This is a genomic window from Caballeronia mineralivorans PML1(12) (genome assembly GCF_001028175.1).
In the GTDB taxonomy this organism is placed as follows: Bacteria; Pseudomonadota; Gammaproteobacteria; order Burkholderiales; family Burkholderiaceae; genus Caballeronia; species Caballeronia mineralivorans.
Genome location: NZ_AEJF01000116.1, coordinates 1 through 14,669 on the forward strand (window position 1 = coordinate 1; position 14,669 = coordinate 14,669).

The window sequence follows — 14,669 nt, forward strand, 5'->3', positions numbered from 1 at the left end:
CGCATCGACGCACACCGGTTTCGACCCGGCCGAGGAAGTGGACGTCAAGGCAAACCCCGAGGCCGGCCCTGAAGCCGATGCAGCATCGCCCGGCGCAACCGGCGTGGCCTGCGCGCAGGCAAGGCCCGGCTGCACCACACACAGCAACGCGCACAGCGCCACGCCCACTGCCACGGGGCTGCTTGCAATCAGGCCTTTTGCAAGCAGCCCTTCGGCCCGCTCCGCCATTAGCCATTGATATCCGCTCATCGCCTCCTCCCGCTACCTTGGATGTCCACGCATAACTCATGCCGCCCTGTCCCTCATCGCGGTCAGGGTATCCGGGCCCCGCGATCACGCGCAACGAAGCGCTCGAACTCGAGGACATCTTCACCCCGAAGCCCTGACGCGCCGCGGCCAGCGCTCTCTTCGGCGCATCCCCGTTGATCGTCGCCGCATCGGCGCCCGGCGGCGTCGCGATATAGATCTGTGCGATGCGGATCTTGCTCAACGCGCTCACCACAGACGCCTTGCGGACTTCGCATACGTAAAGCCAGCACACGCAGCATCGTGTGCCTCTCAGAGCTGAGCCGCGAGGCTCAGACGCACAATGACCGGCTGCTTCATGTCGCGTGGCGACAGGCCCAGCACCTGGGTGAGCAGCACCTGGCGCAACGCCGCATCCGCCCCGTCATCACCCAGCGAGTCGAACTCGACGCGGCGTACCTGGCCCTTCGAATCGAACCACACCTTCACGCGCAGGACCGGCGGCGCATCAGGCGTGACGCCAGACGCGCCCTGCTCAAAGTTCGCATGAAAGCGCTGCGCGGCCTCGCTCTTTCCCTCCAGCGCCTTCTCGAATTGCTGCGATACGCGCTGCGCATAGACAACCCACGCCTGCGGCGCCTCGTCCATCGTGACGGCGTCCGCACTCAGACTGCCACCCTCGAGTCCAAGTAACACCGCGCCCAGCAGCGCAACATATGACGGACGCCGACTGATCGCCAACGTGCATGTGAGCGATGCGAGCAAGCCAAGGAAGCGTCCGATTTCACCTAGATTGATGACGGCCCCGGCGTGGTTCCCGGCTACCGACGGAACAGCTTCGCCGCCCCGCGCCTGAAATGTGCCTGTCGACTCGCTGCTGTAAACCTGTTCCACGTCCATCTGTCCTTCAAGGTTCCACCACGTCCTGTTTATGGACCGCGCGTGGGCCATGCGATAAAAAGACTGCTGCGTGGCCCAAAGAACCTACGCAGCAGGAACAACCCGGGGATTAGCTATCGGCTTCGGTCAAGAAATCTCGGCGGCACCCGGCTGACGGGTGCGCCATATGCCGCCGCGAGGCTGTCGTTGCAGTGCGCGCGGGTTCAGCGCGGCGGTGCCGGCCGGTGTCAGGACGTACTGCACCTCCCCGTCTCGACTGTGGAACCCATCGCCTCGCGCGTCACTTCACGTACCTCTTGCTCTTTAGACGTTCTGAGCAGCCGGAACCCGCATCGGACCAGGCAATCAGTCGCTCGCCAACTCGAAGGCTAGATTCCGCCCAGCTTGCTTTGCTCCTCCTTGGTAAGGTAGCCATGCTGCGTTTCACCTACTCCGCCGAGCCCTAGACACTTATCCCGCGGTTTCGCTACAGCAAGCTCGGGAGCGAGCGGCAGAATACCGAGCCTTGGTCGCAAATGGCATCGATCCCCGCAAAAAGCGGCGAGACGACAAACAGCGCGACGCGCTGGTCCAAATCAAAACGTTCAGGGCTGCCGCCGAATACTGGTACAAATATAAGGAGGCCAATTGGACCAATATTGAGGTCGTCGTCGACGGATATGGACTAGGAACGCGGTTGCGTGGTGGTTGTCGCTCTACCGCCCAACGGGTCGGCGACGCTGCCCACCTCACTCGCTACGCAATGTATCCGTGACGGGTGATTAAGCCTCCGCACCGTGCGCGTGCTCTCCTCTGCATCAAAAGACATGAGTGCTTTTGAATGACGGCTGTCGAGCGGAACGAATGGCACTCCGCGACCCTCAACGGTCGGTCGCCGCCGAACGCTTGCGATGACCGCTTGCGAGGTACTGCGGCCGCTCGCTTTTCTGGTCTGTCCGGCAGGTCATCGGCCTTTGCCGACATGCGGGCATTGACGTTGGTGAGGCGGCTACAGGTCGCTTTCCTGACATTCGCACATCGATAGCCGCGAATGTCAGGTTTCACCACACGCGCCTGCGTACTTGCGACTCGAGGCGGGCGTTCGTATAACGGCTGATCACGTTCGAGCAGCCATCGAAAGCCGCCGGCTGGAAATGAACGTCTGGTGACTTTCACTGTGCCGGAGAGTATCGCCAAGGATCTCAGAGGTCAGAAGTCGACAGTCCAGCCAAGTCTAGAAAATTTGACTGCGGCGACCAACTCCCTAACGGCGCAGTTCACCCGATGCCTCGGCGACTCAGACGCACCATCGAAGCGGCTTAGCTCCCTACCCCTACTGGTTGCAAACCGGTATCTACATGAAATCCAAGAGGGGTACCATCTGCTGCGTCGATAGTCGACCTTTTTACGTTATGCACGGCAAACCTACTGTCTATGGCGAACCACAAGAATCAACAACCGGAATCGAACGCTACCCCGTCGAATCGATCGCTCGAACGCGGGCTCGAACTGCTGCGCGCGTTCGGTCCTGGTGCGACGCTTCTCGGCAACGGAGATCTCGCGGAACGCACTGGTTTGCCGAAGGCGACAGTGAGCCGCCTCACGCGAACGCTCGTGGAAGCAGGCTATCTGGAGCACGATTCGGCGCGCCGGGCGTATAGGCTCGGGCTACCCGTCCTCAGTCTCGCACAGGCGCTGCGCAGCGGATCCACCGTACTAAAGGCCGCCGGGCTACTGATCCGGGACACGGCCCAGAGGATGCGTATCAATGTCGGAATCGCGGGCGCCGACAGAGAGGAGATGGTCTACCTCGAGTCCATTCGCTACAACCAACGTGCGTCATTGCGTACGATCGTATCGGGACAACGCGTACCGATGGAACTGACGTCGCTCGGCCGGGCATATCTCGCGACGCAGCCGGAGGCCGAATTCACCCGTCTGATGGACGCGTTCGCGCGGCGCGGACGTAGCGGCTGGGGGCGTCTCGCGCGAGAAATCACTGAAGCCGTGGATGATGTGCACCGAAACGGCTTTTGTGTCGCAAGCTGGCAGCCAGAAGTGATTGCACTCGCGACACCGCTCGCCATTCCCGGACATCGCTTGCTGGTCCTCAACTTCAGCGTCCGCACGACGGCGTCGAAAGACAGCGTTGTGAGCGAACTAGCAGCACCCCTGCTGCGTCTGCGCGACGAAATCACAGCCGAATGCGTGCGCCTAGAAGGCTAAGAACTGCGAGCGTCTCTTTCATTCACGGCGTTCACTGATCGCGCGCGCTGGGATACCCAGCACCACTGCAAGGCCACCGAGAATGGACACGACGGCGACCGCGTAGAGACCCGTGGCGCTGCTGCCAAAGTGCGTCGATGCATAACCGATCACCGATGGCGCCGAGATGCCACCAAACTGGCCGAGGCTGCTAATGAGGCCGATGCCGCTTGCTGCGACCGTGCTGGACAGGTAAGCGGGCGGGATCGTCCAGAACAGCGACAGCATGCCCAGATAACCGGCCGTCGCGACGCAAAGCAGTGCCACCAGAATGCCTGCGTGATTCGCCGCCGCAGGCAGAAGCGCGACGCCCAGCGCGGCCATCAATGCGCTTGCCATGAAGTGCCAGCGCCGCTCCAGCATACGATCCGAGTTCCGGCCGAGCAGATACATCGCAACGGCGCCAACCACATACGGAATCGCCGACAGAAGCCCAATGTGCCAGTAGTTCGATACGCCGCTTTTCTGGATCACGCTTGGAGCCCAGATATGCACGACGATGCTCGCCCACGGCACGCTGAAATACGCAAACGTCAGGAAATAGAACTTTGGCTCCTTTAACGCGACCCAGATCGACCCATGCGCACGTGCGGCCTTCGTTTGCGCGTCGCGGCTAAGCTCCCCCAGCAAAAGGGCCTTTTCGTCGCCCGAAAGCCATGTCGCCTGCTCGGGGCGGTCCGTCAGATAGACATACGCGAAAACACCGGCGACCACCGACGGAAAACCTTCGAGAAGGAACAGCCACTGCCACCCCTTGTAGTCGAGAAAGCCCGACATGTTGTTGAGAATCCATCCCGACAGCGGTCCACTGATGATGCCCGATACGCAGATCGCCGTCATGAAGAGTGACGTGACGCGCGCCCGGCGTGCGGCCGGAAACCAGTAGGTGAAGTAGAGAATCACGCCCGGAAAGAATCCTGCTTCTGCTGCGCCGAGCAACACGCGCGCGATGTAGAACTGCGTGGGCGTCTGCACGAACGCGGTGGCCGCCGAAACGATGCCCCATAGCGCCATGATGCGCATCAGCGTCTTTCTTACGCCGACTCGCGCAAGCCACAGGTTGCTCGGCACCTCGAAGAGCATGTAGCCCACATAGAAGAGTCCGACACCCAGACCGAACGCCGCATCGGAAAGACCGATTTCACGCGAGAACTGCAGGTGCGCAAAGCCGATATTGGCGCGATCCAGATAAGCGAAGACGTAACAAATGAAGAGGAACGGCAGCAGCCGCCAAGTGACTTTCCGGTAGACGGCCTCTGTCTGCGGTTGCACGACGGCGCTGACGTCGATTGGATTTGAACGGGCTGCGTGCATCATGTCTCCGGGCTTGTATAGGCCGCAGGATCGTCATGGCAAGTGTCCTGCGTTGGAACCCATTATCGGCGCCGACCGCTCGATGACAATCTGCCAATTCCATCCAGTGGAATTGCTCAAGCCCTCGGATGAAGCATGCCCAGTTCCACAGAGTGGAATTGACGGGGTGTCTTGTGCGGCCTGCAGGGCTAAGCTGCATTGGCAGATTGACCTTGTCAGTCGACTCCAATTCAACCAGCGAGACACGCATGAGCACCTCCACCATTCAAGTCACTTTCGACTCGCAGATCGCCACGATTGCGCTGAATCGTCCTGAAAAGCGTAACGCCATCACCGACGAAATGCGTGCCGAATTGATCGCGGCGCTGGAGACCGTGTCGCGCGACCGTGACGTACGCGCCGTGGTGTTGACTGGCAACGGCAAGGCATTCTGCGCTGGCGGCGACGTCAGCGGTATGGCGCAACGGATGGAAGCGCCCGCGGGCGAGGTAGCGTTCAATGGCTGGTCCCGTCAGCAACTAGTGCATTACACAGTCAATCTGCTTTACTCGATGCCCAAACCGACGATCGCCGCAGTCAACGGCGCAGCGGCGGGCCTCGGTGCCGATATGGCGCTGTCCTGCGACTTTATCCTCGCGTCACAGGAAGCGAGCTTCGCGTGGAGCTATATCAAACGCGGGCTGATTCCCGACGGAGGCGGCATGTACTTTTTGCCGCGACGGGTCGGCCTCGCGCGGGCGAAGGAACTGATTTTCAGCGGGCGCAAGGTAGATGCGAAGGAAGCGCTGGAAATCGGCATCGCGGATCGCCTGAGCGAGTCGGATTCGCTTATCGCTGACGCCCACGCCTGGGCCGCCGAATTGAGCCAGGGTTCGGCCACGGCGCTTGCGCTCGGCAAGAGCATCCTCAACCAGAGCTACGAACTGTCAGCGCATCAGGTGTTTGCACAAGGCAGCCAGGCACAGGCCGTCTGCTACACAAGCAGTGAACATCGCGACTCGGTGCTCGCATTCCTGAACAAAACCAACTGAGCACGAAGGAGATCGACATGAACGCAATTTCAAAATTGATGCGCCCGGCGAGCGTAGCCGTAGTCGGCGCATCGGCGGACGCAGCCAAGACTTCAGGCCGCCCGGTGGCTTACCTCAGGAAGCACGGCTTCGATGGCGACATCTACCCTGTCAACCCGCGTTACGACTCGATCGATGGCCTGCCCTGCTATGCCGATGTAGCGTCGCTGCCGCACGCGCCCGATGTTGGTATCGTGCTGCTCGGCGCCGAGCGCGCCCACGTTGCGGTGCGGGATCTGGCGAGCCGCGGGACGAGCGCTGCAATCGTGCTGGCGAGTGGCTATGCAGAAATTGGCGAGGAAGGCGCGAAGCGTCAGGTGCAATTGGTCGAGGCAGCAGGGTCCATGCGCCTGCTCGGCCCGAATACGATCGGGCTCGTCAACCTCACCGATCGCATCACGCTGTCAGCAAGCGGGGCGCTGGAGACCGACGTTTTCACAGTCGGCGGGATCGGCGTGGTGTCGCAAAGCGGCGGGATTCTCGGCTCGCTGTTGTCGCGGGCGGCAGCACGCGGCATTGGCTTGTCAAAGCTGGTGTCGACGAGCAATGAAGCAGATCTCGACATGGCGGACTTTGTCGATTATCTGGTTGACGATGATTCGACTTCCGTTATCGCGCTCTACATGGAGGGGTTGCGTCATCCGGACCGGTTCCGCCGCGCGGCGTTACGGGCGGCGGCCGCAGGTAAGCCGGTCGTCGTCTTCAAGATCGGCCGCTCGGAATCCGGCGCACGCTCGGCGGTCTCGCATACGGGCGCGCTGGCCGGCTCCGACCGCGTGTACGACGCGCTTTTCAGCCAGATCGGCGTCATTCGTGCACAGACGTTTTCCGATTTGCTCGACATTCCTCATGCGCTCGCTACGCGTCGTAAGCTCTCCGGGCGACGGGTGGCGATTTTAACCTCGACTGGCGGCGCAGGCACGCTCGTCACAGATAGCCTCGGCATGGCGAACTTCGAGACCCCGCCTCCTGACGAGGCGACGGCTGCAAAACTGCGCGCACTCCAGACAGGCGATCACGCGGTGCTCGATCGCAACCCGATCGATGTGACGCTCGCGGGCCTGCAACCCGCTCTTCTGCGTGGCGCGATCGGCGCGCTGCTCGAAAGTCCGACTTACGACGCGGTCGTGGTTATCGTTGGATCATCGGGCCTCGCAATGCCTGACCTGATGGCTGACGCGATCCGCGATTCGCTGCCCGGCAGCGACAAACCCGTGATGGCATTTGTGAGCCCTCACGCGCCAGAGATCACGCGCTTGCTGAACGAGCAGGCAGTGCCGGCGTTTGCTTCGCCTGAAAGCGTGACGAGCGCACTCGCGGCGATGTGGCGGCATGGCGAATACATTCGACGCGCTGTGAGTTCGGACGAAAGGTCCCTTGAATCAGAAGTCGACCTGAGCGATCTACCGGTCGGATCACTCAACGAAGCGCAGGCGAAAGCGCTTTTTTCCCTTTTCGGCGTGACAGCGGTGCGCGAGCGTGTCGTCACGTGCGCACATGCAGCGGAGAGCGCCGCTCGCGATCTGGGTGACAAGGTCGTGCTCAAGCTGCTGTCGAACGAGATCACGCACAAGAGCGATGTCGGCGGCGTAGCGGTGGGCGTCACTGCCGACAGCATCGGGGCGCGCCTGAACCGCATGCGCGACGACGTCGAAACCGCGACTGGCATATCCGCGAATGCATTTCTCGTGCAGGAAATGGTGACTGGTGGTACAGAACTGATTCTCGGCCTTCATCGTGATCCACTCGGCACAGTATTGCTGCTCGGCATGGGCGGCGTCACCGCGGAGTTGTTCAAGGATACGACAATGCGTCTCCTCTCCACCGAAGCGCCGCTGTCGCGCGTAGACGCGCTCGAAATGATCCACGACCTGAAAACCTGGCGGCTGCTCGACGGGTTTCGTGGACGGCCGCACGCTGATGTTGATGCACTCGTAACTGCGATCGTCGCGTTCGCGCGAATGGCGGTACGGCTTGGCGGGCGTGTCGTCGAAGCAGAAATCAATCCGATCTTCGTGCTGCCGGCTGGACAAGGCGTGCGGGCAGCCGACGGCGTTGCTGTACTCGCATCGGAGGCTCGCGATGAATGACGATGCTCTTGTCACACTCGACGAAGCATCCCCTACCGCGCAAACCCTAAGCGGCACGAACTGGCTGTGTCATGTGCCCGCAATCGCCAGGTCGGTGCGATGTCCGACGGTGGCGGCCAGGATCATCTGATGCCGATTCCGAGGCAAACGTATCTTACGCGCACGGGGACGAAACACCCGGTCGGCGCGATTGATGGCGCGGCCCGTCAGTGCGCAGACGGCCGCAATGCGGGCAAGGCCGCTGCACCAGATCTGCTCCGTGTACCGGCCCGAACACGGGTCGCTCCACGAAACGCTGATCGTGAAGGACGACAAGCGCTCCACGACCACGATGCGGGCGGGCGGGCGGTCCGACCGTGCGGCAAAGATCGTCGGCCGCAGGCGAGCCCGTGCCGACGTGGTGCTTCTTGTGGTTCAGGGAAGAATTCATCGCGCATGCATCGAGTTGCTTGGTGGACGGATCGAGGACGTTCAGCAGCGCGCGCACCACGATATCGTCTTCGAAAAGTACGATCATCAATCCACCTCCAGTGGTCTGCGTGGACATAGTGCAAATACAGCCAGAGCCACTTCAATGGCGCGACGGCCGAATACGGCCGGCGTGCCGCGCCCACCGCTTAGCTTCCGCCTTGCTCGCGCAGCGTCAACTTACTGCTAACCGACGTGACGCCCTGCACCTGCTTCGCCGCATCGACAGCCAGGCCATCCTGATCCTCGCTCATGATCTGACCGGCCAGCGTTACGTGCCCCGTCTTTGCATTGCCGAAGACGGAGATTGTCGTGTGCTCGAGACCCTTGGTTTTGAAAATGGCTTTCTGAACGGTCTTGGAAAATGCACGGTTGGCTGCGCGAACCGACTTCTTCGTCGGGGCTGCTTGCACGCTAGTCGCTGCGGTACTGTCCGACGCGCCAGTCGTCGAGTTCGCCGCAAATGCCGGCGTATAAGCGAAAGCCGCAACAGCGATCGCAAGGCCGCTGCTCACAACGAGTTGTGGAAGTTTCATGATTTGATCCTTAATTTGAGTTTGAGAAAAATTCGTTTGAGTTATGGATACGTCACTGTCACCCGAGGCGGATGAGCACGTACTGCGTTGGGATCCTATTGCTGTTCAGCGATCCTCATGAATCAAATTTATTGCGCTCGCTTTGCGTCGACATGAGAGGGAGAGCCGCCGCCTCTTCGGCGGTGATGGCCTGGGTTTCATGCCGACAATGCGTTCATCGACGATGTGGTACTCGGCATAGGTCCGGCCTGTTGATTGCCCTTGCGTAGGTATGTGGATGTCCAGGTCGACCCGCGACTGCGGATCATCGATAGGCAGGTTTTGGTAGTAACCAATTGCTTTCGTGATGCGCTTTCCCTGATCTGAACTGGCGAGGCTAGGAGCTGTTGACTGGCGGTGACGTGTTTCGAAAAATGGCCTTGGTCAGAAAGGAAACTGACGCGCGCCGTGTTGCACCGAGATCCAGTGCTCGGTCGTGAAGTCCTCGAACATTCCATTGGCGCCAAACCGGCCGAGACCGAAGTTCTTCTCGCCGCCAAACGGCATGTTTGCGAGATCCACCGCGGGAAGGTCGTTGACGTGGGTCATACCGGCCTCGAGTTGATGTGCGAACCGTACGCCGTGATCGATGTTGCGTGTCAACACGGCGCTCGACAAACCGAATTCGGTATCGTTCGCCATACGCAGCGCATCCGGTTCATCCTTGGCGCGCGAGATGGGTACGACAGGCCCAAAAATCTCGTCTCGCCCGAGACGCACATGCTCCGTCACGTTGGTGAAGACATGTGGCGGAAGAACGAGCCCCTCAGGTTTGCCGCCAACGCGCTCCGTCGCGCCGTCCGCGCGCGCGTCGACGATCATCGTGTTCAGACCATCAAGCTGATGTTGGTTGATGATCGGGCCCACAGCTGTATCGGCGAGGTTCGGATCGCCATATTTCAGGCCCTTCACCCGCTCGACGAACGCCTCCACGAACCGATCGTGAAGGGCATCATCGACGATCACGCGGTTGACGCTGACACACAGCTCGCCCCGGTGCAGAAAACGTCCGAAGGTGGCGATGTTCACGGCCTGCTCAAGATCGGCATCGTCGAGGATGACAAGCGGATTGTTGCCGCCCAATTCGAGCTGCGCCTTTTTGAGTGTTTTCCCGGTGGCAGCTAATCCGGCAATGCGTCGTCCGACCGGCGTTGAGCCGGTGAACGAGATCACCCGTGATGCGGGATGCAGGACGAACGGGTCGCCAATCAGATGATTGTCACCGCTGACGACGTTCAGGACACCCGGCGGGAGACCCGCTTCCTCGAAGATCTTCCCAAGAAGCAGCTCGCCGGTGACGACCGTCTCGGAGGCCGGCTTCAAGACGACGGCATTTCCGAGAGCCAGCGCGGGCGCCATGGCGCGGCTGCTCAGATGCATCGGCCAATTCCAGGGGCTGATGACAGAGACGACGCCCACCGGGACGCGGTAGATCCGGTGCTCCTTGCCCGGAATATCGCCAGGCATGATGCGACCCGACTCGCGGGTTGGCAGGGTCGACGCCTCGAGGATGATAGCGCGAACCGCCGACCATTCGAGCTCCGCTTTGATGCGAACGCTGCCGGATTCCCGGATCAACCAGTCGACGATCTCAACGTGACGAACGTCCATGACCGCGGCAGCTTTGCGCAAACCTCGGCCCTCTGTCCCGGCAAGGTGTTGGCCCAGTGGCGCTGAGCCCGTTTGGCGCTCGCATAGGCAGCGTCAATATCCGCGACATTCGCCTGTGGTACTTCGACGAGCGTCCGGCCGGTGTAGGGATCGAGATCCTTGAAGATCGTTCCTGCAGCGCCGGCACGCCAGCGCCCGTCGATAAGGAGTTCGCCAAAGACATAATGAGAGGGCGCGGAGGGAACAGAGGTGGACATGAGCATTATTCTTGGTGGTTGTCAAAACCCAGGCCGACAGCCTCACCGACAGCTTGGGGCCGCGTTGCCATTGATGAAGGATCGTCGAGACATGGAGAATGTGGCGGGCTTCCCCTTAAATGGACCGCGCCCGCCTGTCCGTTGCTACTTCACGGGTTGTCCCGCAGCGGCCATGATGAGCTCCGCAATTTCCTGCGGATGGGAGATCAGCGAGAGATGGCTGGCCTTCACTTCGATTGTTTTGGCGCCCATGCGCTTGGCCATGAAGCGTTCGAGATCGGGGTTGATCGTTCGATCTTCCGTCGAGACGGCATAAAAGCCCGGCTTCGACCGCCAGGCCGCCTGCGTGGTCTTACCCGTGAGCAGCTCCCTGTAGAACGGCTCCTGGACCGCATAGAGCACCTTTGCCTTCGCTTCCGGCAGGTCCCCCGCGAAATCACGCAAGAACGAAACTTCGGACAGGCGTCCTTCGTCGCCATCGAAGACGATTCCCGCCGAGGCGGGCGGTGTCGGAAACGTCTTGGCCAACGCCGTATAATCTTCGCCCGCATCGGGTGCTCGCGCCGCCACATAGACGAGAGCAGAAACGTTCGGATGCATGCCGGCCTCGGTGACGATCATCCCTGAGAAGGAATGGCCAACCAGGACCGTGGGGCCGTCCTGCCGGGCGAGCACCCGCTGTGCCGAGGCGACCGCTGTGCCGAGGCGACCGCTTCCGGTAGCGTCGTCAAAGGGTTCTGCACGGCTGTGGCATTGAGGCCTGCGGCCTGCAATCGTGCGATCACATCTGACCAGCATGACCCGTCGGCGAACAGCCCATGTACCAGGACTACGTTTTTGGCGATGGGCACGGTCGCGGATCGGGCCGCGGCCGGGAGGAGACTTGCCGCGGCCATTGCGGCGGCCGCGATGGTAAAGGTGCGTCTGTCGATCTGGGGCATGAGCCTGTCATTCCTTTGATGTTCGATGTCTTCGGGAGCGAGCGGGATCATCGCCGTTCAGGTGCCCGAAGAGGCGCTATTCGGTCGCGAAGCCGCGGTAGGGCGCCAGTGGAACAATAGAGACGGCTTCTTGCATGCCCAAACCAAACAATGGCAGCCTGTCCAGGGCAGACTTCACGCCGTCTTCGGATTCGACTTCGAGCAGGAGGCATGCACCCCCCACATCGCCACGGTGCCAAATGTGGCGCACGATGCCCTCGCCATAGAGCTTGCGAACGGCAGCGGTTTCGGCTGCGAGCCTCTCGGGGGTGTATTCGGAGTCCGAAAATTTTTCGCTACGCCGGCGGGTTATGACGATGTATTGCATTTGATTGCTCCTGGTGTGTTGCCTCGAAGGCAAGTTTAGTTCGAACATAACCGACTCTACTTCTGGGCGTGGAGCTTGGCCGCCTGCTCGGAGGCATCGACGGGCGGCAGGGCGGTAGCGAACTCGTCCCTGGACATCGGCCTCCCATCAATCATTTCGAAGACGTCCTTGGACCGACCCAGCGTGTCCATTAGGGACGGAGGTCCGGCGAACGGCTCTCCGCCGATGTGCCAGCCGTCGGTGTGAAGTTCCTCGATCAAGACCCAGGTCACCTGGCGAAACGCCTCGGAGCCCTCGAACTTGACCATGACGTCCGTTAGGGCCTTTGCCAGCGCATGTTTCTGGGTGCTGGTGAAGACGCCATCGACCAGTTTCACATTTACGAAGGGCATGTTTTTTCTTTTTGGGAATTTGGAGCGCAGCGGGGCGTTGCAGGAGCGGGATTGCACCTGCAACGATGACTACGCATGTCGGCTCTCAAGCGGTAGAAGGCAGGAAAGCCTCAGGGTTCGAACGCGGTTGCGGTGGCCCGCTCGCGCCACGCCGCCATGTCGGATTGCACTTTCGCGATCTTTTCATCAATCCTGGCAAAGGCATCGGCGCCCAGCGGCAGCCGCAATGGCGGGAACTCGGATTCCGCCGCCGCGATGATCACCTGCACAGCCTTCGCCGGATCGCCGGACTGGCTACCATCGCGGCTTCCGACGTTCGCGCGTGTCACGCCGGCGGTCGACGCGTAGTCCTCGATCACGCGCTCCGCTTTGGACATGGATTGCGACGACAGGAATTCGGTGCGGAAGTAGCCGGGCTCGACGATCATCACGCGAATGCCGAAAGGGTTCACCTCCAGAGCAAGAGCTTCGGACATGCCTTCGACGGCAAATTTGGTCGCGTTGTAGATCCCGAACCCGGCCGAACCCGCCATGCCGCCAACCGATGAGAAGTTGATGATCAGGCCGGAACGCTGTTCTCTGAGGGAGGGTAGAACCGCCTGAATGACGTTCAGCGTTCCAAACACGTTCGTCGCGAACACATGTCGCGCTTCATCCGGTGAGACCTCCTCGACCGCGCCGACCATGCCGAAGCCGGCATTGTTGACTACTACATCGATTGGTCCGACGGTCTCGATGATATCGAGGACGGCTGCGTGCACATCCTCCGGGTTCGTCACGTCGAGCTTGAATACGGTCAGATTTGCGTGACGAAGATCGCTGAGGCCGTTGCGTGTCGTGCCAGCGACACGGTGTCCATTCTTCAAAAGTTCTTCCGACAATTGCTTTCCGAAGCCCCGGGAAATTCCAGTTACCAACCAATTGGACACGATTTAGCTCCTCAGCAGTGTTGTTCATCTCGTGCAAACAGAATACGATTGCCCACGCTCACCGTCCAAGCGACTATCACCGGCTCTGTGATTAGAGAAACTTATGAGCCCGATCGACTTCAAGCACCTGCGCTATTTTGTCGGCGTCGCCGACGAATTGCATTTCGGACGCGCGGCAGCAAAGCTCGCGGTGACGCAGCCAGCGTTGAGCCAACAGATCGCAGCGTTGGAAGCCATTCTGGGTGTGCAGCTTCTGATCCGTGATCGAAGAGGCGTCGTACTGACGGCCGCAGGCGAGGTCTTTCAGGCGCAGGCGATCGAGGTCTTGGCCCAGATGGAAACGATGGTGGAGGTCACGCGCCGCACCGCGTTTCAAAACGAACAGCGGATCGCGATCGCTATGGTCGAATACACCGATCTGCCCTTTGTCGTGCCGGCGTTGACGGAACTGCAGAAGCTCTATCCCAACGTCAAGATCAGCCGCAAGGAGATGGTATCAACGCAGCAAGTCAAGGCCCTGATCACCCACCAGATTGACATTGGCATGGGCGTGCTGTTGGCGAATGAAGATCAGACGGCGAAGGTTTCGACCCGGTTTGTCCTCGGCGGGCGATGGCTATTGGCCGCGCCGCGCATTCACCGGCTGGCTCAGGTCAAGGTTATTCATCTGACAGATCTCGTAGATGAAAACCTGATCATCTTTTCCCGCAATGTTAACGAGCCGCTCTACGATGCTGTTCTGGCGAGCTTTCAACGCGCCAAGGTTGTGCCAAACTTCGTTTACGAGACCACGCAAGCGCAGATCGGTCTGCGCATCGTCAAGGATGGTGGCGGGCTGATGCTCGGCGCCGATTACGCGTTGAGAGAGAGGCACGATGGCATCATCTATGTCCCGATCGAGGGGCTGCCGAATTTGAACGTGCATATCTTTTGGCGGGAGCGGGAAAGCTCCGGTCTCGTATTGGACTTCGTGGAGTTCCTAGCTGAGGCGGCGCTGCGTGACTGAAGGCACACGGCGCTTCGCCTGTGATGTATTCGGGACTCGCCGACAGCGAGGCGAGTTGGTGGCAGGCGGCGGTGTAGCAATACGCCGCTGCTACCCGCCGATCTCCGTGCTGGAAACACGTCGTTGAGTATTGGCTTAGACCATACTCCTGCGGCTCTGGCACTCGTTGCTAACCCGCGTTTCATCTCCGTGCGGCGGTCAGCCCCGTGCGCAGCGAAAGTCATACTGTCTATGGGCGTTGGGCGGAAATAGCCAAGTC

At 60.7% G+C, this 14,669-nt stretch carries 13 protein-coding genes and 3 pseudogenes; 6 read left to right on the top strand and 10 right to left on the bottom strand.

The features are described 5' to 3' along the window. Nucleotides 1-249 (bottom strand): hypothetical protein (locus tag EOS_RS17980; RefSeq protein WP_152693139.1); only part of this gene is annotated, 249 nt, incomplete at its 3' end. A gap of 309 nt (nucleotides 250-558) precedes the next feature. Next, entirely contained in the window at nucleotides 559-1,140 is a 582-nt protein-coding gene (locus EOS_RS17985) for a hypothetical protein (protein WP_152693140.1), read from the bottom strand. Between the two features lie 457 nt (nucleotides 1,141-1,597). Here EOS_RS17985 and EOS_RS49285 point away from each other — a divergent pair. Next, nucleotides 1,598-1,900: pseudogene (locus tag EOS_RS49285) on the top strand (integrase arm-type DNA-binding domain-containing protein); the annotation flags it as partial. 659 nt (nucleotides 1,901-2,559) lie between these two features. Further along, a complete protein-coding gene (locus tag EOS_RS17990; protein WP_047848030.1) occupies nucleotides 2,560-3,351 on the top strand; it encodes an IclR family transcriptional regulator in 792 nt (263 codons plus the stop codon). An 18-nt stretch (nucleotides 3,352-3,369) separates the two neighbouring features. Here the strand turns inward: EOS_RS17990 and EOS_RS17995 are convergent, their stop codons facing one another. Further along, on the bottom strand, nucleotides 3,370-4,704 hold the full coding sequence (locus EOS_RS17995; protein ID WP_087881965.1) for an MFS transporter: 1,335 nt from the start codon (nucleotides 4,702-4,704) through the stop codon (nucleotides 3,370-3,372). 248 nt (nucleotides 4,705-4,952) lie between these two features. Between EOS_RS17995 and EOS_RS18000 the strand changes: the two genes are divergently transcribed. Genes EOS_RS18000 through EOS_RS47550 form a run of 3 tightly spaced genes read left to right on the top strand, consistent with a single transcriptional unit; the run spans nucleotide 4,953 to nucleotide 7,994 of the window. After that, the gene (locus tag EOS_RS18000) at nucleotides 4,953-5,735 is read left to right on the top strand and encodes an enoyl-CoA hydratase/isomerase family protein (protein ID WP_047848032.1); all 783 of its coding nucleotides are present in this window, start codon (nucleotides 4,953-4,955) and stop codon (nucleotides 5,733-5,735) included. 17 nt (nucleotides 5,736-5,752) lie between these two features. Then, nucleotides 5,753-7,864 (top strand): acetate--CoA ligase family protein, encoded by a 2,112-nt coding sequence (locus tag EOS_RS18005; protein ID WP_047848033.1) that lies wholly within the window; start codon nucleotides 5,753-5,755, stop codon nucleotides 7,862-7,864. Further along, on the top strand, nucleotides 7,857-7,994 hold the full coding sequence (locus EOS_RS47550; RefSeq protein ID WP_167348962.1) for a hypothetical protein: 138 nt from the start codon (nucleotides 7,857-7,859) through the stop codon (nucleotides 7,992-7,994). Before EOS_RS18005 ends, EOS_RS47550 begins: the two co-directional genes overlap by 8 nt. Here the strand turns inward: EOS_RS47550 and EOS_RS48975 are convergent. The 7 genes and pseudogenes from EOS_RS48975 to EOS_RS18040 all read right to left on the bottom strand — a co-directional run bounded on the left by EOS_RS48975 (nucleotide 7,934) and on the right by EOS_RS18040 (nucleotide 13,404). After that, the gene (locus EOS_RS48975) at nucleotides 7,934-8,194 is read right to left on the bottom strand and encodes a DUF3331 domain-containing protein (protein ID WP_326972936.1); all 261 of its coding nucleotides are present in this window, start codon (nucleotides 8,192-8,194) and stop codon (nucleotides 7,934-7,936) included. The two genes, EOS_RS47550 and EOS_RS48975, sit on opposite strands and share 61 nt — an antisense overlap. Before the next feature lie 287 nt (nucleotides 8,195-8,481). Continuing rightward, entirely contained in the window at nucleotides 8,482-8,868 is a 387-nt protein-coding gene (locus EOS_RS18015; protein WP_047848034.1) for a BON domain-containing protein, read from the bottom strand. 423 nt (nucleotides 8,869-9,291) lie between these two features. Continuing rightward, nucleotides 9,292-10,781 (bottom strand): annotated as a pseudogene (locus tag EOS_RS18020) (aldehyde dehydrogenase family protein). 138 nt (nucleotides 10,782-10,919) lie between these two features. Then, nucleotides 10,920-11,716 (bottom strand): annotated as a pseudogene (locus EOS_RS18025) (alpha/beta hydrolase). A 76-nt stretch (nucleotides 11,717-11,792) separates the two neighbouring features. Then, a complete protein-coding gene (locus tag EOS_RS18030) occupies nucleotides 11,793-12,083 on the bottom strand; it encodes a muconolactone Delta-isomerase family protein (protein ID WP_047848035.1) in 291 nt (96 codons plus the stop codon). 56 nt (nucleotides 12,084-12,139) lie between these two features. Then, nucleotides 12,140-12,475, bottom strand: coding sequence for a tautomerase family protein (locus tag EOS_RS18035; RefSeq protein ID WP_047848036.1), 336 nt, complete (start codon nucleotides 12,473-12,475; stop codon nucleotides 12,140-12,142). 110 nt (nucleotides 12,476-12,585) lie between these two features. Beyond that, complete coding sequence (locus tag EOS_RS18040; protein WP_047848037.1) at nucleotides 12,586-13,404, bottom strand: oxidoreductase; 819 nt, start codon at nucleotides 13,402-13,404, stop codon at nucleotides 12,586-12,588. Between the two features lie 103 nt (nucleotides 13,405-13,507). On the opposite strand from EOS_RS18040, the gene EOS_RS18045 reads away from it, so the two are divergent. Continuing rightward, a complete protein-coding gene (locus tag EOS_RS18045) occupies nucleotides 13,508-14,410 on the top strand; it encodes a LysR family transcriptional regulator (protein WP_047848038.1) in 903 nt (300 codons plus the stop codon). Nucleotides 14,411-14,669: the final 259 nt, after the last annotated feature.

Bases quoted from the DNA above. Each gene is read 5' to 3' on its own strand.
- EOS_RS17990 (WP_047848030.1), top strand. From the start codon at position 2,560: ATGGCGAACCACAAGAATCAACAACCGGAATCGAACGCTACCCCGTCG.
- EOS_RS17995 (WP_087881965.1), bottom strand. From the start codon at position 4,704: ATGCACGCAGCCCGTTCAAATCCAATCGACGTCAGCGCCGTCGTGCAA.
- EOS_RS18000 (WP_047848032.1), top strand. From the start codon at position 4,953: ATGAGCACCTCCACCATTCAAGTCACTTTCGACTCGCAGATCGCCACG.
- EOS_RS18005 (WP_047848033.1), top strand. From the start codon at position 5,753: ATGAACGCAATTTCAAAATTGATGCGCCCGGCGAGCGTAGCCGTAGTC.
- EOS_RS47550 (WP_167348962.1), top strand. From the start codon at position 7,857: ATGAATGACGATGCTCTTGTCACACTCGACGAAGCATCCCCTACCGCG.
- EOS_RS18015 (WP_047848034.1), bottom strand. From the start codon at position 8,868: ATGAAACTTCCACAACTCGTTGTGAGCAGCGGCCTTGCGATCGCTGTT.
- EOS_RS18030 (WP_047848035.1), bottom strand. From the start codon at position 12,083: ATGCAATACATCGTCATAACCCGCCGGCGTAGCGAAAAATTTTCGGAC.
- EOS_RS18035 (WP_047848036.1), bottom strand. From the start codon at position 12,475: ATGCCCTTCGTAAATGTGAAACTGGTCGATGGCGTCTTCACCAGCACC.
- EOS_RS18045 (WP_047848038.1), top strand. From the start codon at position 13,508: ATGAGCCCGATCGACTTCAAGCACCTGCGCTATTTTGTCGGCGTCGCC.